Here is a 24,724-nt window from a genome sequence, read left to right as displayed (position 1 = left end):
AGCCGCCCGGTTTCCCGTACTGTCCTATTTCGATAGGCGACTTAGATCAATTAATTAAGCGTGTGAGGTGGTAGTCGTAGTGGTCGGCGCCACAGTCGAAGTTGTGGTAGTTGCAGACGTCCCAGCAGTGAAGATGGCTTGACGGTTATCATCGCTGATCCACTGGCCAGCTTTGCCGGCACCCTGAAGGGCAACACCTGCAAAGTTTTCGGATTGAATCGTCCGAACAACATTGATACCCGTGAACGCACGGCCAATGTTGTCAGGCGAGAAGATGATGGCCTTACCAGCCATGTAACGGGTAGGCGTCTTGGTAACAACGATGTCGCGGAAACGAACAATGCCGTTTTCATCAATGTTCACAGCAGATCCTTTGTAGCTGGTTACCAACTGATGATCGATGATTGCGTTGTATACTTCGGCAGTAACGTATGCGCGAACCGGAACAACGACTTCGAGATCCGTATAGCGTTCGGAGGCTTCCTCGAACACCTTGTTAACATCAGTAACCGCACCAAGGTCAGCCGCTGCGCTTGCGACAAGATATGCTCCGAGCTTGCTGTTGAACAGGCGGGTCTTGGCTTGTGCTTGTAAATTAAGGCGGTCGGCAACAGCAGAGTTCAAGTCGGTATTGACGGTGAACTGATCGATGCCTTCGTTGAAGCTCCAGTTGAAGTCGTACGGTACATCAATGTCACTGTATACGATCTCTTTCATTGGCCCGAAGCGGTTAGAGTTGCTGGTGCCAGTGCCAAACGCAACATTAGGGTCAGTGTTGTAAGTACCCACGGCGACCGGAACGTCATTTGCCTTGACGCTGAACGCAATCGCGTTGTTTTGAATGCCATCGAGTGCTTGCAGTGCACCGAATGTTGGGGTGAATGTGCTTTGCACGCCGAACACGGTTTGAATCAAACCGATAAACTGTTTCTGATAGAGACGTACTGGTAAATTGTTGTTTTCTGTAGCCATGATTAGCTACCTCCTATTTTTTGTATTGTGCCATGATTTTCTTGAATGGATCGTCAGCACCATCAATGGCAGAAGCACCATTCTTAGGTGGGTCGGTTTGCAACTTGGCTTCCACCTGCTTGTTGACCGTTTCCTGAATTGTCTTTTGAATATTTTCAACAGCATCCTTAATCTTGTCAGCGTCACCCAACGCAACCAGAGAACCGGCAAAATTAGTTGGCAGTCCTTTATCGACTAACAGCGACTTCGTGCTTGTTGATAATTCACGCTGATTGAGTTCAGCCTCACGCTTATCTAATGCCGCTTGACGTTGTTTCTCCAGTTCTTGTGCTTTCTCATCGGCCGACATCTTAGCCAGCCGAGCACCTTCGCTCTTTGCGTCCTCAAGTGCCTTAGCCTGTTCCGCTTGCCATTTGGCCTTAGCTGTTTCAAGAGCCTTAGCTGCACGCTTATCGGCCTCACTATCCAGCTGGGCCTGCGTGTACGTGGTCGGTGCCTGAGTAGTCGTTTCGGTTGTTTCGACTTCTTCCTGAGTTTGTGTTTCTTCTGCCATGATGGTTCCTCCTGTTTAGCCCAAAACGAATAGACGTGCTTAACGATCCCAGCCACGCCTTTTAGCCCAGCAACGATCACACGTCTATCACTTCACGCTATTATTTTTGAGCAGTTTAGGGACTTGCTCAGGTCACAGAATTATTAGTCTACTTCATCGCCTGAATCATAAGCGGCCCACGAACAAAGGCAGTTGGGGTGAGCCGGAATCATTCCATCGGCTTGTTTCAGTGTATAAACCTCTCCGCTATGTTGTAAGCAGATGTCGCACGCTCCCGAATTGATAACCCAAGTAACTTTCTTGTAGCCAGCCTCACGCGCATTCACAATGCTTTGATGAGCCATGACGCGATCACTCTCGGTTCTGATGATGCGATCCGATTGATATTTCATGACGCCAAACTTCTTGCGAAGTGCTGGGCTTTGCGTGATTGGATTGCTGTGTGTCAACAGCGCGTTCTTCATCATCTTGACCAGATCATTGCGCAAAGCGTCTTGATTCGACCAGATACGGTCGCTCCATGTCACACCGTCAAACATCTTATCCACGATGGATAGGTCAGGCTTGATTGTCTTGCCGTATATCGATGATCCAAGCTTGGCCGTTCCCTCAACTAGACTGCCTAGCGATGATCCAATGTATCGAACTACCGAAATAGCCACGGATGTTGAGTACACGTAGGCGGCATATGACAGCAACTCATCGTTATTGGCAACTGACTTCTGCTTAACGCCTGCTGACTGTGCATCTCGATCAAGGTGTTCTTTCAATTCTGGATCGTAGTAACGTGAATCATCAGCGTGTGTGTAGTCTTCGTGTTTCTCATTGAACGCGTACCAAAACGCCATGAACGCTGCCGTGTACTTGGCAACATCACTTGCTATCTGGCGGTGTTGCTTGTCCTGCTTGTCCGCGAACGCCTTGATCCGTTCCTTCGGTGTCTTCGTCATTGTTCGTCAAATCCTCGCTATAATCGCTGTCTGTTCGTTGCTTGGCAATCATGTCCGTGATTTCTTGTGGATTAGTAACGCCTGGCGCAAATCTGTATAGATACTCTTGTGGCAGTGTCGCACCAGCAGCAACAAGTGCTTGAATCTGCGTAATGTCGTCTGTTGGCAAGTTGTCGCGGAAAGTGAATTTAATCGTATTAGGGTCTGTCTTCATGCCGCCTGACACACTGCTATCAAGATCCGCAATAATTGAATAGCGCTGATACAACGACTTCTCAAACATTCTCCGCTTGATTGCCGCTAACTCGACAGTGCCAAGCAGCTTGTACTTCATGGCAACGCCGGACACATTGGCTGCAAAGTTGCTGTCGGTCAGGTCTGGTGTGTGGCTGAACTTGTGAATGTCCTCCGCTACACGTTTCTTATATGCCTCAGTGCCACTAACGTCATACTCTTTGTTGATATATTTTGCGTCAACGCTAGTCTGTTGACCGGTTGCTGTCATTCGAGATTTAAGCAGCAGCATGTTGGCGTCTTTCTGTTCCTTGATAAGCTCTAGTTTGTCTTGTGCGAGCTTTTTCATCGCGTCAGGGTCGTTAGGGTCGACACCGCTCATAAGCGTACTGCCGTTGAATAGCGCATCAATATCACCACTAATGACCAGCAGCGCGTCATTCAGGTCGGTCATGTAATTAGCAGTGTCAGACTGTGCTGAATCGTAAAGGTCAATCAGTGAGATTACGTGTTCGAAGTCACCAGTGCGGAACCGGTTGTTGTCATACTCAACAACGGGGAATACACGGATAATGTCGCTGTGGTCTAAATACATTGCTCCGCCAACCGTAGTCGGCTTGTACACGTCATGCTCCGTTGCTGTCCACGTTTCAGGGATGATGTCGATGATTGTCTTGTTGTTCTCGTCAACTAACTCTACCGAATGATAGCGAACAGCCATGATTGGTTGCGGATCAACATCAAGCGAGTAGATGACGAACGTGTCAAGCGGATCTAAACGTACGCAATGCTCGATTGAGTCACTGCCGTAGTAAACATACTCGTATGCACGTCCATAGCGCGTCATATCGAGGAACAGATCATAGTTCAGTGCGTCCAGATCGTTCACTCGTGTAATCTGATCAAGCCGCTTATCATCATCGTCAAGCTTTATATTAACCGGATTACCAACGGAATACGCGGTTTGGAAATCAGCAATGTACTTGCCGAATGAATGAACGGCTCGATGGTCTGACTTGCCAGATTCAATGCGCCGTGACTGTGGCTGTAGAATACCCTCATTCTGGCCCTTGTAATATCGGTCAAGCTTTTTCAGCCGTGGCAACTGATATTCATGGTGGTGGAAAATGAACTTCATAATCCGATCCGGAGTGAGGTTCGTAATGTCTTCTTGATACAGTAAGTTTGATTCTTCAAATTGATCCATCATGTCACCTCAGTCCTAGATTTTTGATTGTCTGAATACGTTCTTGGTTGCTCATGTAATGTCCTGCTGTTCTGAACATGAACGGCTCAAGGGCATAGCGGAGGGCGTCAATCGCGTGGTTATTCGCATCGACTGGCGTGTTAGTCCAGTTGTCGAATTTGTCTTTTGAATAAACGTAGGTATTGAATTCTTCCAGCAGTCCTTTAACACGCGGATGAACCACAAAATGATAAGACTGCATGTACTGAATGCCTTGTGATACGCTATCTTTGCCTTTGCCAGCGCCTATGATGTTTGGCACGCCATATACACCTGACAGCTCTGATATTAGCCTCTGCTCGGCACTGTCAGCCGTTATCTGCAATCCGTAGCCTTTGTGCTGCCCAATAGCCTCAGCAATCTGCTGCGTCAGCATTCCCTGTTTGTAGAACTCATCGTAGATATATACAACACGGTTCTGCTTATCCACAGCAATGAATTCACCCGCTGTTGGATCATGCTTGAACCCAAAGTCAAGGCCAACACTCTTTGGTAGTGCGGCTATGTCGTCCCAATTGAAGTCACGCTGTTCAAACAGTCCATCGAACACAAGCCCTTCTGCAATACCCCAGTCGCCATACACGGCAACACGAGCACGATTAGGATTGCGCTTGATCATATCTTTCAAGCTTGCGATGTAATCATCATTTAACCACGGATTGTCCGTGTATGTGGTAGTGAAACTGTGCGTGTGGGGTCTCCGCGTATCTTCATCGAAGAACTCACTCTTAAGCCAACTTCTGTCGCTCCACGGGTTGAATGTGATCACGGTCTGATAGAACCCTTGAGGATCAGGAAGAATTCCACGCAAGGACTCTTCAACAGTTTCAAAAGCCGATTTTGACTTTAACTCAAAAGCCTCTTCGATCCATTCACGACAAATCACACCAACATCAGTCGTGATTGAAGTTATCTTGAGTGCATCGTCCATTCCTCTAAAAAATATCTTTTGACCAGTAGGCTTATATGTTACCTCAAGCGGTGACACCGTGAATTTAAAAAGATCATATACTCCAAGATCGCTTGCGGCTTTTTTTAAAGCTGCGAATGTAGAATCTTTGTGTGTCCCGAAATATTGTCGTATGACCAGCCAGTTGACGTAAGAATGAGAAAGAATATCTACAATCACCTTACGAGCAGCTGCCACAGACTTGCCAGATCCACGACTGCCTTTGTATGAGAGATAGCGTGCATGGCTAGTGAACATCGGATAATAAGCAGGCGAAACGATTCTAGGTATATCGATTGTAATGTCACTCATTATCTTTCTGCTCCTCTTTGCTGTTTGGCATGACAATGTTAACGTTAACAGCATCTGTGCCATCTCCGTTATTTTCGCGTTTAGCCTTGGCTTCCATGATGTCAGCCTCAGCTTTGGACTTGCGAACATCTGCCTTAGTTTTGGCAATCTGCTGATCTTCTAGTTCCTTGCTTGAGTTCCTGAGCATACCCTTATACTTCAAATACAATTCAAGTGCTTCAACCTGCTGTTTAGGTCCTGGCGCATATTTCATTGTCGTGTCTTCTAGCATCATCTTTTTAATGTTATCGTATGTCGAGCTTCTGGCAGTAATCTCACGACCCATGCCAATATCAAGCAAGTGGATAATTGCCTTATCAACATCGAGATCAGCCTTGCGTTCAATCGGTTGCAGTCGCCGTTTCATGTAGGCTTGAATTTTAGGGTTTTTTAGGGTTTTCGCTGCGTTAGCCCCAATGTTGTGCGGCGAATATCCAGCGGCTCTCGCAGCCTCTGTAGCGTTGCCTCCGTTGGTTAGATAGGCATCAGCGAATGCTTTCTGCCGTTTGCTTAGTTTCATCACATATCACCACACCTCCATGCCGATCAGAATTCTTTTCGACCTTTTTCTTTTGATGTTCTTCTTGTTTACTAACACGACAGATCATCGCCCACTCTTGGGCGGTCATATATCCGCAGCTAGTTTTTATCATCTTCACGGGATCGCCCCATTTGAATACAAATAAATAGCCGCCTCACCTAAGACGGCCTAGCGATGGTGTCACACCGCAATATTAAATTGGCTAACGGGGTTTTCCGAGCCACGTTAGAATAAAACTCTTTGCACGCTATGAGAAATCAAGAGGAGGCTGCACCTTCTAACTTAATAGTTTTGATGTAGCAAGCGCCGCGTGCTCGCGCTATGATCGGTAGCAGCTTGTCGCCAACTGCCGACCGTTGGAAGGCAATCAAGTTTCCTCAACCACTTCGCATCTGCCGTTCTCGTTGATTGGCACAATAACATAATAAACCGGTTTAAATGCCCAATGAATGGCGTTTTTGTGCCGATTAATGCCCATTTTGTGTCAAATAAACCAGTAACTCGCTTGGTGCCGGTGGCCAAACCTCAGCAAAGGCATTAAGTGCGTCTTCCTTTACGCGATAATAGGTTTTCGCACTCATGCTTAACCGTACTTGGATTGCCTCAACGGACAACGGCGCGCCAATATATAGCAGTTTCAATAAGTGGCGCTGTTCATCATCATCAATACATTCGATTGCCAAAATGACTTTGGTTGCGAATTCTTGATCGCTTAGATGGTTTATAATCTTGCCTTCTACCAAGTTTTCAATTGATTCTGTGCGCGGCATACCATCCATGCTCGGGGACTTGAGCCCCGCGACTTCTGTTCGACGTGCTTTCTGATGCCGATGCCGATAATCGCCCAGTACTAGTTCTGCGTTCTTAGCAGTCGCCTCACGGTCCAACCGCCGAAAATAGCTTTGTACAATCCGCCCCACGATTAGCGCCCCCTGTGCTATACTTGATTTTGTCAGAAGCAAGTACGGGCGGACCAGCAATGGTGCGCTTTTTTTATACTTAGAACGGTAGATCATCATCGCTGATGTCGATTGCCTCGCCATTACCAGCGAACTGGTCGGTTGTGGGCGCTGTCTGCGGGCTCTGTGGCGTGTTGGTGCTTTGCACCGTAGATTGTCCGCCGTAGTTTTGCACCGCCTGTGTAGGCGCTTGTGTGCCCTCTGCGGCGTGCGCTTGTGTATCCGCCTTACTCTCCAGCAACGCGAAGTTATCGACCACCACCTCGGTAACGTATACGCGCTGGCCTTGCTTGTTTTCGTAGTTGCGGACTTGTAAGTGACCCATCACGCCGATCATCGACCCCTTACGCGTAAAGTTGCTAAAATTCTCCGCACTCTTGCGCCAGATCACACAGTTCACGAAGTCAGTTTCGCGCTGCCCTTGAGCGTTAGTGAATTGGCGATCAACGGCAATTGTGAATGATCCTACCGCGGTGCCGCTTTGCGTGTACTTGAGTTCTATGTCTCTGGTCAAGCGACCCGTCAGTGATACGCTATTAATCATCTTTAGACATTCCTTCCATCTTTCGTCTCATTGCCATCGTCGTCATCCTTCATCTCGTGCTTGATTGTGTCGGAAGCTTTAGACCACATCGCCCATACCGCAATAATCGCAATTACACCCAAAACAACAATACCGCCGAAAGTAATCAACACTACCGCTTGCCAGCTCATTTATACGCCTCCAGCAACTCCGGATTTTCAAAGATATTGCCGACGACCTCGTAATTTGCGCCTTCATCAGTCGCCCAGTCGCTCTGCCTGCAACGACGCTTGCCGAACCGAATTGAGTATCCATACTGGGCTGTGTATTCAACCCAACCAATCTTATCGTCCGGTGATAAAACCACTTGGTGCAGCTTCACGATATCGCCTTCATAGATTTCCCGCCCATTCTTGTCGAGTAAGCCGGTAAACTGCATGAGCGTCATACAATATTCATCGAAGATGTGCAAAGCATCAAATCTCTCCAAGAGTTCGTCCCACGGCACCATGCGTGGGTGAGCATAATACTTGTCCGATAGCATCGCTCGAAACTTAATTTGTCTCATCTCGTGTCTCCTTACGTCTAATACTCATCACCACGTACCCATCGCGTTGTGCATAGTCAGTAATGTACGTGACGATCACGCGCACCAGCCGACCGGTGTAGCTGACGCCATCAAACTCCCGTAACCGCAATACGTCCCCGACCTGATAGTCACGATCATTTTTACGAATCTCAAATGTCTTAACCCTACGAGCTACGGGGTCAAAGTATTCAGGCATAATTTTTAGGTCAATTTTCTTACTCATAGCCGCACCACCTCGCCTGTTTCCTCGACGCGCCAGGCACATAGCAACCATGCAATCGCGAAAGCGTCGCTGTTGCTGATAATCCAATCCTCTACTTCATCGGTGAGCTTTCTAAATTCTTGACTTCGAACGAACTTGAAGCTGAACATCATGTACATCGCGATGCCATAGGTTTTCCCCCACTTGATGTATTCGCCCACCGCTTTCGGAATCACCGGCAGTCCATCTGGCAAGGCGGCGGCATAACGCTGTCTAAGTTCATCTGCAAATTTTTGACCATCTGGAGCAGACGTCTTAATATTAAAGGCCGCGTCATCGAACACGTTTTGTTTCGTTTCATAGTTCATAGTTTGACTACCTCCCCTGTTTCTTCCACACGCCAGACGCCGTCCATCCATGCACGGGTAAAGGCATCGGGGTGATGTACAATTCACGCGTTATAATCCAGTGCAGGCTCCGTGCGTGAAACAACATAGATGCTGAGCGTTCCAAAGATATCCAAAAGACTATGCGCGTATTCTTTGTGAATTTTGATAGCGTCTCCCACCGCTTCTGGTATCATCGCAATCTCATCTGGCAAGGCCGCGTTATAACGTTTGTTAAAATACATAAAATCTAATTCTGGAATGTGTTCATCTGGTTCATTAACCAGTTTATCAAGACGTTCTTCGTCTTTAAGGTAAGCGGCTAATAATTTATTGAAAACATCCCACTTCGTTTCATGAATCAATCTAAGTCGCCCCAATCCCTCGATGTCATGGCTGCTTCTGCGTTCGCTTCAGCTACCGCTTGTTGATACCGTTCTTCTTCGTGTTTTAATTTTTGGTCGTGACGAGCAATTTCGTCACGAACAATGCCGCGAATTGTTTTAATCTGTGCGGGTGTAAATTCGTTTGTTTTAGTCATATTCATTTTTCTTTCTTCAATTTCACGATTTCGCCAGTTTCCTTCACGCGCCAGACACCTAGCAACCAGGCGTTAGCATACGTTTCATCATTGTCTACCATCCAGTTGACCACAGGACCAACATTCTTCCTTCCCAATTCATTAGCGGCAAATATTGCATCAAATAGTGCTCCCCCAAGACTCTGCTTGGCTTTCTGCTCTTTGATTGATACCCCCACCGCTTTCGGAATCACTGGAAGATCATCTGGCAGGGCGGCGTCATATGCCATCATACATTCACCATCTGTTGGCTCGCCTTTTGTGTTACCGGCTAGAAAACGCCACCGACTGTTCACAACAGCATCGAACACGTCCCGCTTCGTCTCATTGCTCATCGTCAGTCACCTCTTCCCGTTCGCAGTCCTGTAAACCCCATGTATTGATTTCTTCCATGGAAAACTTTTTAGCGAGATCTTGGATATAATCAGCATCCAGCTTGCCACTAGCATTGATTAAGAACCATAGGCCACCTTGAGCCTGCACGAGTGGCACCTTGACGTTCCACCGCTTCGGCTTATCGACCGTCCAGCCGATAACGTAGGCGCGCATGAGGCGGTCTTCAAAGGATTTATTGCCAAGCAGGTATCCACCATGCTCTCCTGCATAGTGATGCAGGATTGAGAGCGCATATGAGTTTTCTTCTTTCGCTCTGGTAAGAATAGCTGCTTCCTCTTCACTCACCTTCACCGGTTCTGGCTTCTCTATCAGTTCGACGACGGTGCCACCATAGGTTTTGGCATCGCTCTTCGCACCAGTGATGTTTGAATATGTCAATACGATTTGTCCGGGCTTCCCCCATTGATGGTGTCCAAACAAATACTTGTCATCATCGTTCTTCACCGCGTACAGTTTCGCTTTATCTGTCATGCTTGCTTCCTCCTAAAATAATCTCGTTTGAATGTAAACATCCGCATACGGCACAAGGGCTTCATGGCTTGACCAGTCCGGCAACTGTATGACCACACCGTCTAATACAGCCATACTCACTTGATACTCGCCATGTGGGTACTGGGTGCCATGGTAGTATGCTTTCATACTTGCTCTCCTTACGCCTGTTTCTCCACGAACAGACCTGACCTTGAATCGTATTCTGCGATCGTGACCGGCATGTCGTACTTTTGCATGAACATCATCATGCGAAGCCGCGCATCGGCAGTCATAGTCGCGTTGCCGCCCTTTACGTCTACCACCTTAGTAATCTTGTAGTCCTCATAGATCACAAAATCAGGTGTGTAGACGCGATGGGCATATCGCTTCCCGTTGCATGTAAACTTCGGCACGATCTCGAAGCGCTGCTGATAATTGAAATCAGCGTGTGTAAATAACAAGTGATCATAATAGCGGGCCTCGGCGCGACTAGCACACTTGGTGCCGTCAGATGCAAAGGCTTGACGCGCATGATACTTGCTAGCGCCTCGGATAGGCTTATACCCTCTCATACCGTCACCGCGTAATCTGCGGCTGTAAGTGGACTGATAAGCTTGGTGTAGTTAATGCCCAGCAGGCTACAACTTACATGTAGTGCTGGAAGCGGCACTTTATACATCCGTTTTTCGTCATCGCTCAAAAAGTCCTCAATCATTCGGGCAGGCTCGCCGATGGCTCTGGCGAAGTCTGTGACTGTGTACGAGCCGTCTGGAAGTGGCGCGTGATCGTCGATGTAGTTACGAATCCGTTCGCGGGCATTGTCGATATTGATATATCGCTCGTGCTCACATTGTGTTGTGATCATTTCCATGGTCTTTTCAGATACTACGTTGCGAGTGTTAATAATATTAGAAATGGTGCTGTTGCCTACATGAAACTTTTTAGCCATTTTTCGCTGGCTCATTCCGGTGTGTTGCTTAAATGCTTTAAGTGCTAGTGCACAGCGCTCACGCTTGTCTATCAATTTTGATTCCTCCGTTTTTGTTCAACAGCTCCAAGCCCTTATCAGTCACGCGATAGGTGCGTGGGCTTTCCGGGATATGGGCGATTAAATCGTGTTCGAGCATCGCCGTGAGGTGACTAAACGTGGTGCTGGTAGAACTCCAGCCCATGTACGCCCCAATCTCGCGGACTGTTGGCGATTGCCAACTGGCGTGCATCCACATGAGGTAGCTCAAAACACGCGCCCAACGCTGTTCTTGTGCATTTGTTGGTTCTGGCATTAAGCACCCCTCCGATAATCTTTAACGGCTTCTGACACGGCCATACCGTTGCCTTGAGAAAACTTGGCAATACGGCTATATGTGCGATCACCGTAGCGTTTGTGAATCTCCGACACGAGCAGATTGCTGGTCATGATCACCGACTTGTCTTCTCGTGTACGCCAGAAACGATCGGCAATGTCACGGCTGAATTTTGACTGCGTATCGCGCTCACTTCCGAAGTCGTCCAAGATCACCAAATCGGCACGTTGAAACTCTTTCATGGTGTCGGCAACGCGCTCACGAACATCTCGGCGATCATCGCCGAACCCGTCTTTCATCTGGTCAAGAAATTCGCGCCAGTCAACGAACAGCGCTTTGCGCGTCCAGTATGATTCCTCCATGTAGGCTAATGCGATGCCATTGGCTAAGTGGGTCTTCCCAACGCCTGTGTTACCGCCTAAGTAGCCGTGAACAACGTCACCGCGTACCAGCTGATTGACAATTTGCACGCCATACGCCATGAGTTCTTTTTGCTGTTTGGTCGTGACGTTGAAATTATCAAAAGTCTTTGCCATCACGGTGTCACTACCGAAAATGCTGCGGGTCGTGTAGAAGTTTGAAACCGTCACACGATGCGCTTTGAGCGTCATCTCGGCTGGTGTCATCTTCTTGCGCGCTTCACCCTCGGTCGGTGGCTGTTTATACCCGCAAGCGATACAAGCACCAGCCATTTTTTCACCAGTGACCTTGCTCAAAACCTTAGGCCGCGTGAGCATCCCACCGCAGTTGGGACAAGTACCACAGCCCTCGAAAAATTTGCGGATCATGTCTTCCATGGCCTTGTCTAACGTTTGTAATGGCATGTCCTAACCCCCTTACATTTCAACTTTGCCACCTTGTCCCCAGTCGGTTGTGTTTTGGTATGCGGGGTTAGAATCAGCATTATTGTCAGGCTTGCGAGCAGGCGTTGTGGTATCCCATTCGCTCTGCCATAAGTGACCAGTAAACCAATTACCGGCGGACTTGATAAAGCCGCTCTGAATGTGATTCAAATCGATATAGGCCTTGTACTCGTCGATCTTGGCTAGTACTTGCTCCTTAGTCGTTTCACCCGTGACAATAGCCTGCACGTATGATTCTTGTGCCTGCTGATAGTTGCCATTGCGGTTTGACCTTGGGTAGGCCGTCCAGATCTCCACACCAAACTCCTCGGAGGGACTAAGGGTAGTGTTTGTTTTACTTTTATTTACTTTACTTTTCTTTACTTTACTTTGTGGATTATCACCTGTATTAACTACACCTTGGGTGGGGTTTCCATGCTTGGAAACGGGGTTATCAGGCTTGGATTCATCTTGGTTTAAGCTGTACTCTGCGAGAATCGAGTTGTCCTTCTTTTGTGATGCGGCAGACTTGTAGCGTTTTTGGATGTCCTCGCTCGTCAGAATATTATGCCCAGTAAACATACCAGCGTCGTAATACCCAACCTGAACAGCCTTGTTCACTACTTCGTCAACGAACAGTTCTTTGACCCCAACATCGTCAGCAATCAAAAACCGAGCGTCTTCGTCGTATCTCATGAAGTAACCTTGTTCTCCGTAAATATAGCCATCTGCGCAATCCAACACGGCTGCCGAAGCCGGCCCATTGGCACGCATAATTTTTCTAACCGGTAGCTGTCGAATCCAATCAACATCGCGCGGGTAATAATCTAAACCTTTCTTAATTGGCCGAGCCACGACTTCACCCCCTAACTACTTGCCCTAATGTTTGTCATGCGATCACTCCACTAGAACGGCAGGTCGGGAATGTCGTCATCAGTTGGCCATGGAGCCCCCGCCTGCGATTGAGTGTTCGGTGCATCATCGACGGGCGACTGTGGGTATCGTGGCTGAGGTGCCTGTTGTTGGTTAGCCGGCGCCTGTTGCTGGCCTTGTTGGGACTGTGATGGCGTCTGCTGGCCGTTGGCTGGTTTGCTAAGATAATTGTTAACAGCGGCTTTCATATCGGCCTGACGGGCATTTTTAGAGAGCCATTCAAGGTACTCGTAGCCATCTTTAGTACTACCGATTTGACCGATTGTTTCACCTTTATGCTTACCAAATGTGATCTTGATGTCGCTAACGTCACCGGTAGTTGCTGTATGCTGTTGTTCAGACTGGAGAAAGTCTTTCATATCCTCGGTGTCTTGGGTAAAGACGTCGGATAGGGAAGCGACGGTCAGAGTAGCATCAACTTGAGCACGTTTTTTTGCCATCTTGAGAACAGTGTTTTGAAGCGTGAACGGGTCTTGATAGGTCGTGCCATCCCAAACTTTTTTCTTAGCAGTTTCGCTCCACTCTTTAAGCTGATATCGTGTTTCTTTGGTGTTAGCTGCGCCCATTCCTTGTGTGATCACTTGACCGTCATGTACCAAGGTTGCGCGAACAGTGTAGGCGAAGAACCCGCCGTCCCAGTTTTCGACTTTGTCAACTACTTCATATTGACTTTGTAAGCCCATCAACATGAGAATCTTTTCAGCACCGGGTTTAAGCAGTGTCGGCTTGTTAGTTCCGGGGATAGTGCCAAAGTCGTGATCCTTTTTGAGGTTCGAATTAATTAAGGCTTGAAAATTAGCAATTGAGCTAAGCTCTCCGGCCATCCGTTGAGGATCAATACCCATAATCAGACTGATAGCAGTAGATGGCTCTTGAGGTGCGTAATTTTGTAGTTCTTGCATGATCAGTATTCCCCTTTCTTAATGCCTTGATATTTGATGCCGTTCGCATTCATCTGATTGGCAAGCCACCAAAGTTGTTCCTTAGTGCCTTCAACCCAAAACGCTTGCCGATAGACGTGGCTGTCTGTGGGTTGTGCAGTAGCTTGCTGAATGGTTTGCTGTTCTACTTGTGGTGCAGGTTGTGGCGCAACTGGTGCGGTTAACTCACCAGTATCAATGTCAACCGTTCCCTGCGCCGTTTGCTGTTGGTGCATGGCATCAATTGCCGCCTGTGCCTCAGCGCGCTTTTTAGCGGCATCAGCTTCTTTTTTGCGACGCATAAGCTCATCGTCGATACGACCACGTAATTGAGCGAACGTCGCGCCTTGATCAATTTGGGCGACCCAACCGGAAGCATCAAGGCCATTAGCCGTCGCGTAGGCTTCAACTGCCGACTTATCGCTGGCGATCCGTTCCCTATGAGTGTTGATGTCTAGACCCATTTGACCAATTTCACGCATAAGCTGGGCATTTGGCTTGTTAGACTTCGTCCACATGCTCTTGTTGCTCCAAGATGGCTTAATTTCATAGTCGTCAATATTAAGACCATAATTCGGTGCCAGGTCAGTAATATACGTAATCAGCAGTGATTCACGCTTGGATTGCTCGATTGCATCCAATTCCTTCACGGCGCCATCAATCGGAACGATGGCGGCATCAATGATGCTCGTGATTTCCTTGACCTTGACCTCGAAGTCCTTATAAGGTGCTTCATAACCGCGGTGAATTTCTTTACGTCGCTCATCTACTTGCTTCTTAAGTTTATTGAGGTTGGCCTTGACCTTTTTGGCGTCGTCAACTGTTTCTGGTGATACGACAATATTTTTAAAGCGATCGGTGTAGCCTAGCACGTTTGACTTCATTTCATCAAAATAGAGAAAATCAATCTTGGCGGGCACGTAATCAACCTTGTAGGTGAGGTCTTCCGGTACCATGAGATCATTTGTCATTAGAAGTCCTCCCCGGCGTTTGAACGACTGGCATCATAGTAACTTTCAAACACTTCTTCGAGCGATAGCGGCTGATCAAGCAATGAGATAATAAAATCAGTTACATCTCCCTCGCCGAGATCATCGCGAACCCACTTCTTCATGCCGAATTTGCGGATGCGATACTTGAGATAAGCTTTCATCTCGTCGGTGTCGGCTGGGACGATTGTTCCATCGGCTAGCGTGTAAATATCATCACCGGGGTAAACCTCGCCATTGTGCCAGTCGTATGCGATTGGGCCCTCTTGCTTGGATAAAATCGGAGTAAACATGTCCATCATTTCGTTTCCACCTTTCGGATTCCCATCCGATTTGATACAATGGATGGGTAAATATTATTGTTGATAAGATTTTCAGTCCCTGCGGTTGCGCCCGCTGGGGCTTTTTTTGCGTCCTCGTCCCAACCGCCAAGCCACTCAGCTAGTTTTGGACGGGACACGATGAAGTGGTCCATCTTTTGACCGATCGACTTACGGCTTACGAAAGCCCAGCCGCCGATCACGATTCCGCAAAAGCCTGCGGTAAGTTGTCCAATTCCAATCATGCTGACATCTCCATTCCTAGATTGTGTGTAGTGAGATACTGGTCAACCGCTCGCGGCCAGTAGCGATATTGTGACCCACATGGGATCTTCGGAAAGTCTGGGCGGTCAATAATCTCGTGAAGCCGCCGGTCGCTCTTGATGTTCAATACTTTCTTGAGCTGTTCCGCTGTGAGTGCCTTTTGGGGCAAATAGTCATCAATTGCGGCCTCAATCAGCTTCGGCAATAGCGGCTTGATGAATGTCATCAATGCTTTTGCCAGTAGTTGAGTAAAGGCATTGCTATCGCCTAAATCAGCGTGAAAGTCCATTTAATTCACCTCCTGTAATGCGATTTCTGCGCGCTTGATCCAATCGTCCAATGCGTCAAGCATTAGATGCTCGGATGAGATTTCTTCGTTGAATTCTTTGCGGTATCTGATGATGAAATCAAAATCGTCTTTCGACCACGCTTCAGGAAGCTTTCGCAATACACGTTTCGCTTGACGGTCGAGCTGTTCACGGTCGTCTTGCTCATCGTCCATATCTTCCTTGAGCGCAATCGGTATGGGTATTACAGTAGTGCCGGTAATTGCTAGACCTAAGTCGAGCCACCAGTCTCCGACTTCATATTTAAATTGCAAGTCGCCAAGTTCACGAGCTAATCGGCCAACCAGATCAACAGGAACGTCGCGGTTGGGGTCGTTAACGTAGTTCGATAAGCCTTGCGGTGATATCCCAATTGCCCTGGCAAGTTCTTTGTTTTGCCGACCGCTTCGTGCAATTGCTTGCTTCATTGCGACCTTAATGTTTACTTCTGCCATTTTGTTCACCCCCTCTCATTGAGGCGTGTACAGATTACAAGAACATCCCAAAATTCAGGCGGTACAATTTAATCAGCAAGTGATCCTTGAAAGTCTTCTGCCACATCCATCACCCAATCAACGACGGTTTCGGCGTCCATCAACACAGACATAGCGTTGACGGCTTGAGCACTGCGCCCGCTCCATTCGATGATGAAGTCGAGTTGTTTACGCTTTGACCATGAGTCCACCTGCTCGCGTTTTAGTTCGTCAGTCATTTTTGATCACCTCCCTGTCCTTTGAAATATGAGATAATCACCTCGGAAAGGAGGTGATTGTAGTGTCAGTTCATTTATATGCCAACCTTGCTCCGCAGGGCTGGACTGAGATTCCACAAGAATCTATAGTGTCCATGAACTCTCAAACCGACCCAGTGACGTGGGTCAAAGAGGGTGGACAGCTAGATTCCATTCGCTCGGTTTCACTACCAGATAGGCTTGATGATTATCCGTTCGTGCACATTGCATATGACGGTCGCGAATATCGCGTTAGCCCCAGTCAATTGCAAGTGGTGGAATACTAAAGCCACCGTTTAGCTTTAATGAGCGAGGCGCTGATTTCTTCGGAGGTCAGTGCCTTTTTCACAGGGTGGTAGAGATGCTCAATAATTCGTTGTACTTCCGCCCATTCGGATTGCGTCAGGCCGCCAAGCGCTTCAGCAATCTTTGTAATTTGATCAATCGTCATTTGGTTGCCTCCTTACCTTCCAGTCGCATCGTGACCATCACTGGCTGGACGCCTTCCTTAATCAGGCAGTCGTAGATGAATTTCTGGCCCTTCTGTGTCCACTTGAGTAGTGGAACGACATGACTGTTATCAGCGTCTGACCAGTTCTCGTAACCTGCATAACCTTCAGCTGCAAACTTTTGACGAACTACCCAGTTGTTACCTTGCCGATAAATCAGGCCATTAGATGAAAGCCACCGGTTTAACCAGATTGCCGACTTACCAAAACGCTTGGCGATCACCGTGGTGGTCATCAGGCCGGGGTTGTGCATCTGCTTATCGAAATATTCAACTTTTGGCGCCATCTTGGCGTTCTCTACCTTGAGTTGCTTGTTCTCATCGAGTAACAGCGCATAGCCACGGCGGATCACCTCTGCCGGATCATTCCACTTGTTCTCCACCTCGATCAGATACGCTCGATACATCGCACCTCGTGGTGTCTTGCTCATGAGTGCCAAGTTCTTCGCCATATCAATTGTGATGGCATAATCTTGAAGCTCACGTTTACCACCGTTGTTAACAACCGTAGTCGTAACTACGCTTGTAAAATCAGTGCCTTCACTGAATCCGCCAAAGTTCTGCTTAGTCCAAAGACTGAATCGAGTTTTGACTTCAAGACCTGCATGAAGTTCACGTGCTGATACCACTTGCTGGTGTTGCCCATTCTCGACTACCTTGATTAGCTCATTCATTTGGTTGCCTCCTGTTCTTGATTATTACTCTGTGTAAATTCAGAGGCGTGCAAAATAGCCTCAACGCTTACACCGAGAAACGTCGCCAGCTTCATATTCGTTGAAACCGACCCGTTCTTCTTCCCCTGTTCCATTTGAGAGATAAGGGATTGCGATACGCCAACCTTTTCAGCAAGTTCGGGTTGAGTATATCCACGCTTTTCGCGTACATCTTTTAAGCTCAACATCATCACCTCTTTACTTGATGTATTAATCATAACACACTCTAAGTAATATGCAACACTTTTAGCAATAATACTTAAAATAATTTGCTCCCACCCTTAGTAATATTTACAATGATATTGGAGGCGACGCACATGACAATTGGCAAGCGCATTGCCGAGCTTAGAAAAAAGCGCTCGTGGACTCAAGCCATGCTCTCGGATAAGATGTCCGTTAGTCAAAGCACAGTAACTATGTGGGAAAATGGTAAGCGAGCCGTTAGTAGCGAGGACACTATTAAACTAGCCGCGTTATTTGGCGTGACAACCGATTTCTTATTAGGCCTTGACGACCTGCCACCTAACGCCGTGCCGGTCACAGCCACTGAAACCGTCCAGATTCCCGTTTACGGCGAGATTCAGGCAGGTGTGGTGACGCTGGCCGAGCAGAACGTAATTGGCCAGCTTGACGTCAAAAAGGACGTCGTCGAGCGATATGGCTACGACAACTTGTTCGCTCTCAAGGTTCGTGGTGAAAGCATGAACCGCAAAATCATCAACGGGCACACGGCTGTCTTCTGCAAGGGCATTCAGCCGGAATCCGGTGACATCGTAGCGGTCATGATCGACCACGAAGATGCAACGGTAAAACGATACAAAGAAACGTCGATAGCGGTCATGTTTGAGCCTGAAAGCTGGGACGATAGTTTCAAGCCTTACATCTTCCCAAAAATCGGTGAGCAGGACTTTAAGATTTTGGGGAAATATATTTACGACACTAGCGAAAATATCTAATGTACGTCCAGTCCGGATCGACGTTAAAAGCTTGGGGTTTAGGGGGAATTACCATGGCAAAGAAAAAGATTACGGGCGAAGACGGTAAAACTTACACTGTCAAAGTGAAGAAGCCATTTTATAAGCGGGTTTGGTTCTGGATATTAGTTATTATTGTGGTAGCAGCGATTGGCGGTGGCCTCAACAATAAGGGCAAATCAAGCAGCGAATCCACGGAAAAAACCTCAGTTAGCAAGACGGATAAATCATCTTCAAGTACATCAAAAAAGGACAGCGGCAAGATTACTCGTGCAGACTTTGACAGCATTACTCTGGGTGATTTGATGCAAAACGGCAATGGTGGTGCCAAATTAGATGATTTAAAGGCCAAGTTTGGTAACCCATCTTCTACCTCAAGCAGTACCACAAACGGAGTTAAAACTGATCTTGTCACTTGGACTAATGTTGATGGCGGTTTCGGAGCCAGCGTCATTGTCTCGTTTACAGATGGGAAAGCTTTTGCGAAGAATCTGACTGGGTTCAAACTTTCACGCAAACAGAAAATCGACCTGGCCGCTTTTAATAGCTGGCAAAACGGTATGAAATATGCCGACTTCACCGCCAAATATGGGCAGCCAGACTACTACGATGAGACTCTAATCGGCGGCACAACCACGATCGTCGCTGGCTATACATCTGGTGTTAAGGGCGATCTTGGCGCAAACTTCAACGTAACATTCGACAATAGTGCGCTCACCGGAAAAACTCAATCAAATATGAAATAAGTTGATGAAGCCCCGTTTCGGGGCTTTTATTTCACAGTCGAAAAGAACATACGTTTGTGTACTTTTATCTAAAAACTACACAAGAAAGGACAATCAACATGAGAAAATGGACCCCAGTTCCCCGCCATGTGGGACTTTTTAGCTACGATACACAAAAAGGAAAACGCTACGGGGTACGGCGTGGATTTAAAAACGCGGACGGTAAGCGCGACGAATTCCACCCCAGCGGTTTTACCAATTGGCATGACGCCGATCGCGCCTTAAAAGATTTTGAGTCTACTCTCGCCGGCGGGCATCTTGGCCCGATTACTCATCGTGCCGTCACGCTTACTAAGCAATTCGAATCAATGAAGAAACGTTGCCTTGAAACGGGACGCTGGCGTGAATCAACGGCCAAGGGCAAAACATATCTATACAATTTGCGCTTAAAAGATGCGTTTGGCGACCGGCGTTTGATCGACATATCGCGTTCGGACTATCAAGCGTTTATCAATAAGCTGGTGATCGATGGTTACTCACATAACACGATCAAGTCTGCCAACTCGCTTATGCAACAGATCATGAACGATGCTGAGCACTTAGACATCGTCGATAAGAACCGCCTCAAGGCCGCGTCGATAAAAGGCGGCACAGCACCGCGTGATGTAAATATCACCCACGACGATTTCAAAACATGGATGACAACTGCTGAGCAAGACCTATCGCGATACGATTTTTGCATGGTCATGTTGCTAACTCTTGGCTCTCGACGTGAAGAAGTGCTCGGACTACAGCTTAAATCGTTCACCCGCGAGATTGGGCCAAACGATCAACCATACTATGAAATCAACTACTACAAGGCCAGAACCGCCGGCGATCGCACGGGCGGCGCGTTAAAGAGTGATGCAGCCTATCGCACGAACTACGCCGTCACCCCCACCCTCGTATCACTGATTGACGATGCCATTGAGGAATGCAAAAAACGATGCACCGACAACGCCCGTATCCCCAACCCCGAAACGTTTCTATATTTGACCGACAAGGGCACGCCACAATACATTTCATACATCAACGAACAGATTTTTAAGGTGATCAGTCTAAAAACTGGGATCACCGCACGCCCCCACATGTTCCGTCACTATTTCGCTACCCAGGCGATGCAGAATGGGGCAGCTGAATCCACAGTCATGCACTGGCTTGGCCATAGCGACATCAAGATGACAGCAAGCTACACGCGCCCTACTAAAGAAGGCGCGCTCGCCTTGATAAAGAGCCTGCAAGACCCGCTCACACCGGATAAATGAGAATATGATTATAAACGGCGGTACATTTTTTCTTGTACCGCCGTTGTACCGTATTTTGGATTGAACAGGATTGTACCAGATAGAAAACGCAAAAAGAAACCACTTGGCAAATGCGACATTAGTCACATTTTAACCAAGTGGTTTCAATTGTAAATCCTGATAAACCGCTGCGGGTAAGAAGACTCGAACTTCCACGGGCTAAAACGCCCACAAGATCCTTAATCTTGCGCGTCTACCAATTCCGCCATACCCGCATATCTCAATCAAGCACAAGAAATACTATACAGGCATCAGGAATCAAAGTCAATCGCTTTTCTTAATTTTACTGCTACAATTAGCTTATATATGACAAAAGGAAGTGGCCAAATGTTGATCCAGCCTGCAACACCTAATCAAGCACCTGAAATCGCCGCCTTATACCGCCAGTTGACGGGTGAAATGTCCGCGCTGGCGCCAACTGTGATCCAACCGTTACATCAAGATAATGCCGCAGACTTTTACGATTATCTCATCGATCCGCAAAGCGACATCTTCATCACCACTGATCAATCCCGCATCGTCGGCTTTGCCTTAGTGCTAGCAGCGACGACGGGAGTGGAATTAGAAGCGGTCTTCCATCGTTTTGCTTTGTGTGTCGACTTATACGTCCAACCAGCTTATCGCCATCAAGGACGCGCTCAAGCGTTGCTGACGGCAGTAGACGATTGGGCTAAAGCGCATGCTTGTGAATTCGTTCAGCTCAATGTGCTGGCCGCCAACACCCAAGCTCAGCAATTTTATCAACAAGCCGGATTCTTGCCGCAACAGCTCACCCTAACGCGGCCGGTTCGCCAGCAACCGTAATTTACCGCCACAACGGCCACAGGCATACCGGCGCACGTTCATCCGCCGTTGGCGCAAATATTGGTGACCACAAGCTTGGCATTGGTAGCAATATTTAGCCAATTGCGGCAGCGCCGGGGCATAACGTGACCCACCAACAGCGGCCAATAATTGCTTGAAATCAGCATCGCGATGCTGATACCCGCGATGTTGCCGATAAAGATGATAGTGACACAACTCATGTTTGATCACCCCGGCTTGCTGTGCTGGCGACACTGCGGCAAACAAACGAGGATTAAAATCCAGGGTCTGCGTTTGTAGGTGAAACCGCCCGCCAGTGGTTTTTAGCCGCGCATTAAATGTCGCTTGATGGGCAAATGGCCGGTGGAATGCCGCCAAAGAAATGGCTTCAACCATTTGCTGTAATTCTTGATCAGTCATGCCTGCCTCCATGCAAATAGGCCGCGCACCGCGCGGCCCGCCTTGACCAAACCGCCTCAGCCAAAGTATGTCAAAAGATCAGCAGCGGTCAATTGTTGCCTCGCTTTGGTATCATAATCCGCCACGATCTTGCCGGCGGATAAAATGATCAGCCGATTGCCATATTTCAAGGCATCTTCCAGATGATGGGTGATCATCATGCAAGTCAGCTGCTCTTGCGTGACTAATTTATCGGTCACCGCCATGATCGCCTCGCTTGTTTTTGGATCTAATGCTGCAGTATGTTCATCCAGCAACAATAACTCTGGCCGTTTTAAAGTCGCCATTAACAAACTGAGCGCTTGGCGCTGGCCGCCAGAAAGCTGTTCAGTCGGCTTGTCCAACGCTTTTTCCAAGCCGTTGCCGGTTTGCGCCGCTAGTTGGGCAAACGCCGGCAATTGTTGGCGCAATTGACGCGATGCCAGCGTCAAGCGTTGTCCGCGGCGTGACGCTAAGGCTAAGTTTTCGGCGACCGTCATCCGCGGTGCGGTGCCCATTTTAGGATCTTGGAAAACGCGCGCGATCAAACGGGCGCGTTTTTCCGGTTTTTCATGTGAGATCTCCTGGCCAGCTAAGGTGATCTTGCCTGCCGCCAACGGAATATCGCCAGTAATGGCGTTGAATAACGTGGACTTGCCGGCGCCATTGGTGCCTAACACACAAACATAATCGCCGGGTGCCAAGCGCAGATCGATCGCTTGCAGCAGCGGCTTAACATGCGTTTCCACGGCAACATTGACGGCAACGTGTTCCAGGGTCAATTGGTCAGTCATCTAAGGTCACCCCGTTTCGTAACGTCTTGCGAATGCGCAAGCGATGGTCGATTTGCGGGATCATGATCGCTAGGGCTAACACCACCGAGGAGATCACTTTCAAATCGTTAGCATTAAAGCCTAATTTCAAGACGATCAACAAGACGAAGCGATACAAGATACTGCCTAACACCACGGCGACGAGTCGTTGGCTCAAGGTCAATTCACCAAATACCACTTCACCAATGATGATCGCTGCCAAGCCGATCACGATGACCCCAATGCCCATGTTGACATCAGCATAGCCATTATTTTGCGCCAATAAGCCCCCAGCCAAGCCGATCAAGCCATTGCCGACCACTAACCCCAACAGCATCTGCCGATCTGGATCGATGCCCAAGCTGCGTGCCATGGTCGGATTATCCCCAGCGGCGATGAAACCTTGACCGATTTGAGTATTCAAAAAGACGATCACACACGCGACTACGATCAGTGCGACGATCCCGCCAATCACTACGGAATCAAAATATGGCGGGAGTGCTTTTAGCCAATGCGCATTAAATAAGTTCGGTTGGTTGAGCAAACTCAAATTCGCCCGTCCCATCACGCGCAAATTGATCGAAAACAAGCCAGTCATCACCAAGATCCCGGCTAACAACACTGGGATGTGCCCTTTGGTGGTCAATAAGCCTGTAACCAGCCCAGACAACATCCCTGCAAGCATGGCCAACAACGTTGCGATCAGCGGATGGATGCCATGAGTGATTGCCGCAACGGCAACGGCTGCCCCAAACGGGAATGTCCCTTCAACCGTCATATCCGGAAAGTCTAAGATCCGAAAGGTCAAAAATAACCCCACGCCGACCAAACCGTATAACAACCCTTGGCCAATTGCCGAAACCCCTAAACTCATTGGAACACCTCCCCGGTTTTTTGGGCCTTTTGTAACAAGCTTGCCGGGATCGTGATCCCCAGTTTTTGCGCTTGCTTGACATTGATGATCAATTTACCGGTTTTTTCAAAATGGATCGGCGTGGTTGCCGGTTTTGAGCGACCGCTTAAGACATTGGCGACCATTTTGCCGGTTTGGACGCCTAATTCGAACTGATCTAAGCCAATAGTCGCCACCCCGCCTTGTTTAACCATGGTATCAACGGTTGGAAAAATCGGGATATTCTTCGTGTTGGCGACTTGAACCAGCGTCTGCATGGCGCTGGCGATCGTATTGTCTGTCGGCACGAAGATCGCATCCACTTGCGTCACCATTTGCCCGGCTACTTGATTCAAGTCATTCGTCGAGCTGATCGTGAATGGCTTGACGGCAAAACCAGCTTGCGGCGCCAGTTCGCCAACCATTTTTGCCTGGGTTTGAGCCGAGTCATCACTGGAAGTGGAGATCACACCCAAGGTCTTAGCTTGGGGCATCAACTGATGGATCAAAGCCAGTTGGGCTTTGATCGGCGCTTGATCAGAAACCCCGGTAATATTGCCACCAGGACGTTGATTATCCTTGACCAGCTTGGCTCCTTTAGGATCGGTGATCGCCCCTAAAATGATCGGGGTCTTGGTGGTCACATCGGCTAAAGCTTGGGCCGCTGGTGTTGCGATGCCGACCATCACCGCCGCATTTTCATCTGCGAAGCGTTCCGACATCGTTTTTAAGTTGCTTTGGTCGCCTTCTGCGTTTTGAAAGTCGACTTTAACATTTTTGCCAACGGTGTAGCCTTTATCCTTCATCCCTTTGATGATCCCTTGGTGGATCGCATCTAAGGCCGGATGGGTCGTTAACTGCAAGATCCCAACGGTTGGCGTCTTGGCTTGTTGATTGGTCGGCTTGGCCGTTGCAAAAAACGCCACGGCCAAAAACGCCACTAAAACGGCGATCAATGCCAGCATACGTTTCATTTTGAATTACC

Annotated in this window: 42 protein-coding genes and 1 tRNA gene; 5 read left to right on the top strand and 38 right to left on the bottom strand. The window is 48.2% G+C overall.

Annotation, left to right across the window (positions count from 1 at the left end; all coding sequences use genetic code 11):
* Positions 1-54: 54 nt before the first annotated feature.
* The 30 genes from EKM91_RS06460 to EKM91_RS06330 all read right to left on the bottom strand — a co-directional run bounded on the left by EKM91_RS06460 (position 55) and on the right by EKM91_RS06330 (position 16,512).
* Entirely contained in the window at positions 55-972 is a 918-nt protein-coding gene (locus EKM91_RS06460) for a phage capsid protein (protein WP_125751553.1), read from the bottom strand.
* 13 nt (positions 973-985) lie between these two features.
* Positions 986-1,525: a DUF4355 domain-containing protein gene (locus EKM91_RS06455; protein WP_125751550.1), complete on the bottom strand. Its 540-nt coding sequence runs from the start codon at positions 1,523-1,525 to the stop codon at positions 986-988.
* 143 nt (positions 1,526-1,668) lie between these two features.
* Positions 1,669-2,475, bottom strand: a complete 807-nt coding sequence (locus EKM91_RS06450) for a structural protein (RefSeq protein WP_225419460.1) — start codon at positions 2,473-2,475, stop codon at positions 1,669-1,671.
* Positions 2,399-3,916 (bottom strand): phage portal protein, encoded by a 1,518-nt coding sequence (locus tag EKM91_RS06445; RefSeq protein ID WP_225419459.1) that lies wholly within the window; start codon positions 3,914-3,916, stop codon positions 2,399-2,401. Before EKM91_RS06445 ends, EKM91_RS06450 begins: the two co-directional genes overlap by 77 nt.
* Before the next feature lie 4 nt (positions 3,917-3,920).
* Entirely contained in the window at positions 3,921-5,216 is a 1,296-nt protein-coding gene (locus EKM91_RS06440; protein ID WP_125751544.1) for a PBSX family phage terminase large subunit, read from the bottom strand.
* Positions 5,209-5,775 (bottom strand): terminase small subunit, encoded by a 567-nt coding sequence (locus EKM91_RS06435; protein WP_225419463.1) that lies wholly within the window; start codon positions 5,773-5,775, stop codon positions 5,209-5,211. The genes EKM91_RS06440 and EKM91_RS06435 overlap by 8 nt, the downstream gene beginning before the upstream one ends.
* Complete coding sequence (locus EKM91_RS13850; protein WP_164508488.1) at positions 5,741-5,914, bottom strand: hypothetical protein; 174 nt, start codon at positions 5,912-5,914, stop codon at positions 5,741-5,743. Before EKM91_RS13850 ends, EKM91_RS06435 begins: the two co-directional genes overlap by 35 nt.
* 349 nt (positions 5,915-6,263) lie before the next feature.
* Positions 6,264-6,815, bottom strand: coding sequence for an ArpU family phage packaging/lysis transcriptional regulator (locus EKM91_RS06430; RefSeq protein ID WP_164508487.1), 552 nt, complete (start codon positions 6,813-6,815; stop codon positions 6,264-6,266).
* The gene (gene ssb, locus EKM91_RS06425; RefSeq protein ID WP_125751538.1) at positions 6,796-7,299 is read right to left on the bottom strand and encodes a single-stranded DNA-binding protein; all 504 of its coding nucleotides are present in this window, start codon (positions 7,297-7,299) and stop codon (positions 6,796-6,798) included. The genes EKM91_RS06430 and ssb overlap by 20 nt, the downstream gene beginning before the upstream one ends.
* Before the next feature lie 2 nt (positions 7,300-7,301).
* A complete protein-coding gene (locus tag EKM91_RS13845) occupies positions 7,302-7,469 on the bottom strand; it encodes a hypothetical protein (RefSeq protein ID WP_164508486.1) in 168 nt (55 codons plus the stop codon).
* Positions 7,466-7,846 carry a YopX family protein gene (locus tag EKM91_RS06420; RefSeq protein WP_125751535.1) on the bottom strand — a complete coding sequence of 127 codons (381 nt, stop codon included), beginning with the start codon at positions 7,844-7,846 and terminating at the stop codon, positions 7,466-7,468. The genes EKM91_RS13845 and EKM91_RS06420 overlap by 4 nt, the downstream gene beginning before the upstream one ends.
* The gene (locus EKM91_RS06415) at positions 7,833-8,090 is read right to left on the bottom strand and encodes a DUF3850 domain-containing protein (RefSeq protein ID WP_125751532.1); all 258 of its coding nucleotides are present in this window, start codon (positions 8,088-8,090) and stop codon (positions 7,833-7,835) included. The genes EKM91_RS06420 and EKM91_RS06415 overlap by 14 nt, the downstream gene beginning before the upstream one ends.
* Positions 8,087-8,437, bottom strand: coding sequence for a hypothetical protein (locus EKM91_RS06410; RefSeq protein WP_125751529.1), 351 nt, complete (start codon positions 8,435-8,437; stop codon positions 8,087-8,089). The genes EKM91_RS06415 and EKM91_RS06410 overlap by 4 nt, the downstream gene beginning before the upstream one ends.
* An 83-nt stretch (positions 8,438-8,520) precedes the next feature.
* A complete protein-coding gene (locus EKM91_RS06405) occupies positions 8,521-8,820 on the bottom strand; it encodes a hypothetical protein (RefSeq protein WP_225419458.1) in 300 nt (99 codons plus the stop codon).
* Positions 8,817-8,996, bottom strand: a complete 180-nt coding sequence (locus EKM91_RS06400; protein ID WP_125751614.1) for a hypothetical protein — start codon at positions 8,994-8,996, stop codon at positions 8,817-8,819. The genes EKM91_RS06405 and EKM91_RS06400 overlap by 4 nt, the downstream gene beginning before the upstream one ends.
* 2 nt (positions 8,997-8,998) lie before the next feature.
* The gene (locus EKM91_RS06395) at positions 8,999-9,370 is read right to left on the bottom strand and encodes a hypothetical protein (RefSeq protein WP_125751526.1); all 372 of its coding nucleotides are present in this window, start codon (positions 9,368-9,370) and stop codon (positions 8,999-9,001) included.
* Positions 9,360-9,902: a DUF1642 domain-containing protein gene (locus EKM91_RS06390; RefSeq protein WP_125751523.1), complete on the bottom strand. Its 543-nt coding sequence runs from the start codon at positions 9,900-9,902 to the stop codon at positions 9,360-9,362. Before EKM91_RS06390 ends, EKM91_RS06395 begins: the two co-directional genes overlap by 11 nt.
* 12 nt (positions 9,903-9,914) lie before the next feature.
* Positions 9,915-10,070 (bottom strand): hypothetical protein, encoded by a 156-nt coding sequence (locus EKM91_RS13840; protein ID WP_164508485.1) that lies wholly within the window; start codon positions 10,068-10,070, stop codon positions 9,915-9,917.
* A gap of 11 nt (positions 10,071-10,081) precedes the next feature.
* On the bottom strand, positions 10,082-10,474 hold the full coding sequence (locus tag EKM91_RS06385) for a DUF1064 domain-containing protein (RefSeq protein ID WP_125751520.1): 393 nt from the start codon (positions 10,472-10,474) through the stop codon (positions 10,082-10,084).
* Entirely contained in the window at positions 10,471-10,926 is a 456-nt protein-coding gene (locus EKM91_RS06380; RefSeq protein WP_125751517.1) for a helix-turn-helix domain-containing protein, read from the bottom strand. Before EKM91_RS06380 ends, EKM91_RS06385 begins: the two co-directional genes overlap by 4 nt.
* On the bottom strand, positions 10,910-11,185 hold the full coding sequence (locus tag EKM91_RS06375; protein WP_125751514.1) for a LexA family protein: 276 nt from the start codon (positions 11,183-11,185) through the stop codon (positions 10,910-10,912). Before EKM91_RS06375 ends, EKM91_RS06380 begins: the two co-directional genes overlap by 17 nt.
* A complete protein-coding gene (locus tag EKM91_RS06370) occupies positions 11,185-12,030 on the bottom strand; it encodes an ATP-binding protein (protein WP_125751511.1) in 846 nt (281 codons plus the stop codon). Before EKM91_RS06370 ends, EKM91_RS06375 begins: the two co-directional genes overlap by 1 nt.
* A gap of 12 nt (positions 12,031-12,042) precedes the next feature.
* The gene (locus tag EKM91_RS06365) at positions 12,043-12,903 is read right to left on the bottom strand and encodes a DUF4373 domain-containing protein (protein WP_125751508.1); all 861 of its coding nucleotides are present in this window, start codon (positions 12,901-12,903) and stop codon (positions 12,043-12,045) included.
* Between the two features lie 50 nt (positions 12,904-12,953).
* A complete protein-coding gene (locus EKM91_RS06360; RefSeq protein ID WP_125751505.1) occupies positions 12,954-13,883 on the bottom strand; it encodes a hypothetical protein in 930 nt (309 codons plus the stop codon).
* A 2-nt stretch (positions 13,884-13,885) separates the two neighbouring features.
* A complete protein-coding gene (locus EKM91_RS06355; protein WP_125751502.1) occupies positions 13,886-14,872 on the bottom strand; it encodes a DUF1351 domain-containing protein in 987 nt (328 codons plus the stop codon).
* Positions 14,872-15,192 carry a hypothetical protein gene (locus EKM91_RS06350; protein ID WP_125751499.1) on the bottom strand — a complete coding sequence of 107 codons (321 nt, stop codon included), beginning with the start codon at positions 15,190-15,192 and terminating at the stop codon, positions 14,872-14,874. Before EKM91_RS06350 ends, EKM91_RS06355 begins: the two co-directional genes overlap by 1 nt.
* A complete protein-coding gene (locus tag EKM91_RS06345) occupies positions 15,189-15,455 on the bottom strand; it encodes a hypothetical protein (protein ID WP_125751496.1) in 267 nt (88 codons plus the stop codon). Before EKM91_RS06345 ends, EKM91_RS06350 begins: the two co-directional genes overlap by 4 nt.
* The gene (locus EKM91_RS06340; protein WP_125751493.1) at positions 15,452-15,763 is read right to left on the bottom strand and encodes a hypothetical protein; all 312 of its coding nucleotides are present in this window, start codon (positions 15,761-15,763) and stop codon (positions 15,452-15,454) included. The genes EKM91_RS06345 and EKM91_RS06340 overlap by 4 nt, the downstream gene beginning before the upstream one ends.
* Positions 15,764-16,255 carry a helix-turn-helix domain-containing protein gene (locus EKM91_RS06335; RefSeq protein WP_125751491.1) on the bottom strand — a complete coding sequence of 164 codons (492 nt, stop codon included), beginning with the start codon at positions 16,253-16,255 and terminating at the stop codon, positions 15,764-15,766. It lies immediately after the preceding gene.
* 68 nt (positions 16,256-16,323) lie between these two features.
* Entirely contained in the window at positions 16,324-16,512 is a 189-nt protein-coding gene (locus EKM91_RS06330; protein ID WP_125751488.1) for a hypothetical protein, read from the bottom strand.
* Positions 16,513-16,574: 62 nt separating this feature from the next.
* Here EKM91_RS06330 and EKM91_RS06325 point away from each other — a divergent pair, with 62 nt between their 5' ends.
* Positions 16,575-16,817 (top strand): hypothetical protein, encoded by a 243-nt coding sequence (locus EKM91_RS06325; protein ID WP_125751485.1) that lies wholly within the window; start codon positions 16,575-16,577, stop codon positions 16,815-16,817.
* On the opposite strand, the gene EKM91_RS13835 is transcribed toward EKM91_RS06325, so the two are convergent.
* The 3 genes from EKM91_RS13835 to EKM91_RS06315 are packed head-to-tail and all read right to left on the bottom strand — an operon-like array spanning position 16,814 to position 17,969.
* Positions 16,814-16,981: a hypothetical protein gene (locus EKM91_RS13835; protein WP_164508484.1), complete on the bottom strand. Its 168-nt coding sequence runs from the start codon at positions 16,979-16,981 to the stop codon at positions 16,814-16,816. The genes EKM91_RS06325 and EKM91_RS13835 overlap by 4 nt on opposite strands.
* Positions 16,978-17,712, bottom strand: coding sequence for an antA/AntB antirepressor family protein (locus tag EKM91_RS06320; protein WP_125751482.1), 735 nt, complete (start codon positions 17,710-17,712; stop codon positions 16,978-16,980). Before EKM91_RS06320 ends, EKM91_RS13835 begins: the two co-directional genes overlap by 4 nt.
* Positions 17,709-17,969: a helix-turn-helix transcriptional regulator gene (locus EKM91_RS06315; RefSeq protein WP_125751479.1), complete on the bottom strand. Its 261-nt coding sequence runs from the start codon at positions 17,967-17,969 to the stop codon at positions 17,709-17,711. The genes EKM91_RS06320 and EKM91_RS06315 overlap by 4 nt, the downstream gene beginning before the upstream one ends.
* Before the next feature lie 99 nt (positions 17,970-18,068).
* On the opposite strand from EKM91_RS06315, the gene EKM91_RS06310 reads away from it, so the two are divergent.
* From EKM91_RS06310 to EKM91_RS06300, 3 genes are all read left to right on the top strand, one after another.
* Positions 18,069-18,707: a LexA family protein gene (locus EKM91_RS06310; protein WP_125751476.1), complete on the top strand. Its 639-nt coding sequence runs from the start codon at positions 18,069-18,071 to the stop codon at positions 18,705-18,707.
* Positions 18,708-18,760: 53 nt separating this feature from the next.
* Positions 18,761-19,471 (top strand): DUF3862 domain-containing protein, encoded by a 711-nt coding sequence (locus EKM91_RS06305; RefSeq protein ID WP_125751473.1) that lies wholly within the window; start codon positions 18,761-18,763, stop codon positions 19,469-19,471.
* Between the two features lie 98 nt (positions 19,472-19,569).
* Complete coding sequence (locus EKM91_RS06300) at positions 19,570-20,754, top strand: tyrosine-type recombinase/integrase (protein WP_125751470.1); 1,185 nt, start codon at positions 19,570-19,572, stop codon at positions 20,752-20,754.
* 168 nt (positions 20,755-20,922) lie between these two features.
* Here EKM91_RS06300 and EKM91_RS06295 read toward each other — a convergent pair.
* Positions 20,923-21,008: transfer RNA gene (locus EKM91_RS06295), tRNA-Leu, on the bottom strand.
* Between the two features lie 91 nt (positions 21,009-21,099).
* Here EKM91_RS06295 and EKM91_RS06290 point away from each other — a divergent pair.
* Positions 21,100-21,597 (top strand): GNAT family N-acetyltransferase, encoded by a 498-nt coding sequence (locus EKM91_RS06290; protein ID WP_125751467.1) that lies wholly within the window; start codon positions 21,100-21,102, stop codon positions 21,595-21,597.
* Here the strand turns inward: EKM91_RS06290 and EKM91_RS06285 are convergent.
* Genes EKM91_RS06285 through trpX form a run of 4 tightly spaced genes read right to left on the bottom strand, consistent with a single transcriptional unit; the run spans position 21,568 to position 24,713 of the window.
* Positions 21,568-22,017 (bottom strand): SprT family protein, encoded by a 450-nt coding sequence (locus EKM91_RS06285; protein ID WP_125751464.1) that lies wholly within the window; start codon positions 22,015-22,017, stop codon positions 21,568-21,570. The genes EKM91_RS06290 and EKM91_RS06285 overlap by 30 nt on opposite strands.
* A gap of 56 nt (positions 22,018-22,073) precedes the next feature.
* On the bottom strand, positions 22,074-22,829 hold the full coding sequence (locus EKM91_RS06280; protein ID WP_125751461.1) for an ABC transporter ATP-binding protein: 756 nt from the start codon (positions 22,827-22,829) through the stop codon (positions 22,074-22,076).
* Positions 22,822-23,721 (bottom strand): ABC transporter permease, encoded by a 900-nt coding sequence (locus tag EKM91_RS06275; RefSeq protein ID WP_125751458.1) that lies wholly within the window; start codon positions 23,719-23,721, stop codon positions 22,822-22,824. Before EKM91_RS06275 ends, EKM91_RS06280 begins: the two co-directional genes overlap by 8 nt.
* Positions 23,718-24,713 (bottom strand): tryptophan ABC transporter substrate-binding protein, encoded by a 996-nt coding sequence (trpX, locus tag EKM91_RS06270; protein ID WP_125751455.1) that lies wholly within the window; start codon positions 24,711-24,713, stop codon positions 23,718-23,720. The genes EKM91_RS06275 and trpX overlap by 4 nt, the downstream gene beginning before the upstream one ends.
* Positions 24,714-24,724: the final 11 nt, after the last annotated feature.

This window comes from Lacticaseibacillus baoqingensis, from assembly GCF_003946165.1.
GTDB classification, from domain to species: Bacteria; Bacillota; Bacilli; order Lactobacillales; family Lactobacillaceae; genus Lacticaseibacillus; species Lacticaseibacillus baoqingensis.
This window is presented reverse-complemented; position numbering and strand designations above follow the sequence as displayed.

Coding starts and splice junctions, on each gene's coding strand:
- EKM91_RS06375 (WP_125751514.1), bottom strand. CDS start 11,185: ATGCCAGAACCAACAAATGCACAAGAACAGCGTTGGGCGCGTGTTTTG.
- EKM91_RS06335 (WP_125751491.1), bottom strand. CDS start 16,255: ATGGCAGAAGTAAACATTAAGGTCGCAATGAAGCAAGCAATTGCACGA.
- EKM91_RS06455 (WP_125751550.1), bottom strand. CDS start 1,525: ATGGCAGAAGAAACACAAACTCAGGAAGAAGTCGAAACAACCGAAACG.
- EKM91_RS06305 (WP_125751473.1), top strand. CDS start 18,761: ATGGCAAAGAAAAAGATTACGGGCGAAGACGGTAAAACTTACACTGTC.
- EKM91_RS06450 (WP_225419460.1), bottom strand. CDS start 2,475: ATGACGAAGACACCGAAGGAACGGATCAAGGCGTTCGCGGACAAGCAG.
- EKM91_RS06430 (WP_164508487.1), bottom strand. CDS start 6,815: ATGATGATCTACCGTTCTAAGTATAAAAAAAGCGCACCATTGCTGGTC.
- EKM91_RS06400 (WP_125751614.1), bottom strand. CDS start 8,996: ATGACTAAAACAAACGAATTTACACCCGCACAGATTAAAACAATTCGC.
- EKM91_RS06460 (WP_125751553.1), bottom strand. CDS start 972: ATGGCTACAGAAAACAACAATTTACCAGTACGTCTCTATCAGAAACAG.
- EKM91_RS06300 (WP_125751470.1), top strand. CDS start 19,570: ATGAGAAAATGGACCCCAGTTCCCCGCCATGTGGGACTTTTTAGCTAC.
- EKM91_RS06395 (WP_125751526.1), bottom strand. CDS start 9,370: ATGAGCAATGAGACGAAGCGGGACGTGTTCGATGCTGTTGTGAACAGT.
- trpX (WP_125751455.1), bottom strand. CDS start 24,713: ATGAAACGTATGCTGGCATTGATCGCCGTTTTAGTGGCGTTTTTGGCC.
- ssb (WP_125751538.1), bottom strand. CDS start 7,299: ATGATTAATAGCGTATCACTGACGGGTCGCTTGACCAGAGACATAGAA.
- EKM91_RS13845 (WP_164508486.1), bottom strand. CDS start 7,469: ATGAGCTGGCAAGCGGTAGTGTTGATTACTTTCGGCGGTATTGTTGTT.
- EKM91_RS06420 (WP_125751535.1), bottom strand. CDS start 7,846: ATGAGACAAATTAAGTTTCGAGCGATGCTATCGGACAAGTATTATGCT.
- EKM91_RS06370 (WP_125751511.1), bottom strand. CDS start 12,030: ATGCCATTACAAACGTTAGACAAGGCCATGGAAGACATGATCCGCAAA.
- EKM91_RS06350 (WP_125751499.1), bottom strand. CDS start 15,192: ATGATGGACATGTTTACTCCGATTTTATCCAAGCAAGAGGGCCCAATC.
- EKM91_RS06355 (WP_125751502.1), bottom strand. CDS start 14,872: ATGACAAATGATCTCATGGTACCGGAAGACCTCACCTACAAGGTTGAT.
- EKM91_RS06285 (WP_125751464.1), bottom strand. CDS start 22,017: ATGACTGATCAAGAATTACAGCAAATGGTTGAAGCCATTTCTTTGGCG.
- EKM91_RS06340 (WP_125751493.1), bottom strand. CDS start 15,763: ATGGACTTTCACGCTGATTTAGGCGATAGCAATGCCTTTACTCAACTA.
- EKM91_RS06385 (WP_125751520.1), bottom strand. CDS start 10,474: ATGAGAGGGTATAAGCCTATCCGAGGCGCTAGCAAGTATCATGCGCGT.
- EKM91_RS06360 (WP_125751505.1), bottom strand. CDS start 13,883: ATGCAAGAACTACAAAATTACGCACCTCAAGAGCCATCTACTGCTATC.
- EKM91_RS06390 (WP_125751523.1), bottom strand. CDS start 9,902: ATGACAGATAAAGCGAAACTGTACGCGGTGAAGAACGATGATGACAAG.
- EKM91_RS06290 (WP_125751467.1), top strand. CDS start 21,100: ATGACAAAAGGAAGTGGCCAAATGTTGATCCAGCCTGCAACACCTAAT.
- EKM91_RS06445 (WP_225419459.1), bottom strand. CDS start 3,916: ATGGATCAATTTGAAGAATCAAACTTACTGTATCAAGAAGACATTACG.
- EKM91_RS06435 (WP_225419463.1), bottom strand. CDS start 5,775: ATGAAACTAAGCAAACGGCAGAAAGCATTCGCTGATGCCTATCTAACC.
- EKM91_RS06345 (WP_125751496.1), bottom strand. CDS start 15,455: ATGATTGGAATTGGACAACTTACCGCAGGCTTTTGCGGAATCGTGATC.
- EKM91_RS13835 (WP_164508484.1), bottom strand. CDS start 16,981: ATGACGATTGATCAAATTACAAAGATTGCTGAAGCGCTTGGCGGCCTG.
- EKM91_RS06440 (WP_125751544.1), bottom strand. CDS start 5,216: ATGAGTGACATTACAATCGATATACCTAGAATCGTTTCGCCTGCTTAT.
- EKM91_RS06280 (WP_125751461.1), bottom strand. CDS start 22,829: ATGACTGACCAATTGACCCTGGAACACGTTGCCGTCAATGTTGCCGTG.
- EKM91_RS06310 (WP_125751476.1), top strand. CDS start 18,069: ATGACAATTGGCAAGCGCATTGCCGAGCTTAGAAAAAAGCGCTCGTGG.
- EKM91_RS06320 (WP_125751482.1), bottom strand. CDS start 17,712: ATGAATGAGCTAATCAAGGTAGTCGAGAATGGGCAACACCAGCAAGTG.
- EKM91_RS06415 (WP_125751532.1), bottom strand. CDS start 8,090: ATGAGTAAGAAAATTGACCTAAAAATTATGCCTGAATACTTTGACCCC.
- EKM91_RS06410 (WP_125751529.1), bottom strand. CDS start 8,437: ATGAACTATGAAACGAAACAAAACGTGTTCGATGACGCGGCCTTTAAT.
- EKM91_RS13840 (WP_164508485.1), bottom strand. CDS start 10,070: ATGAAAGCATACTACCATGGCACCCAGTACCCACATGGCGAGTATCAA.
- EKM91_RS06275 (WP_125751458.1), bottom strand. CDS start 23,721: ATGAGTTTAGGGGTTTCGGCAATTGGCCAAGGGTTGTTATACGGTTTG.
- EKM91_RS06315 (WP_125751479.1), bottom strand. CDS start 17,969: ATGATTAATACATCAAGTAAAGAGGTGATGATGTTGAGCTTAAAAGAT.
- EKM91_RS06330 (WP_125751488.1), bottom strand. CDS start 16,512: ATGACTGACGAACTAAAACGCGAGCAGGTGGACTCATGGTCAAAGCGT.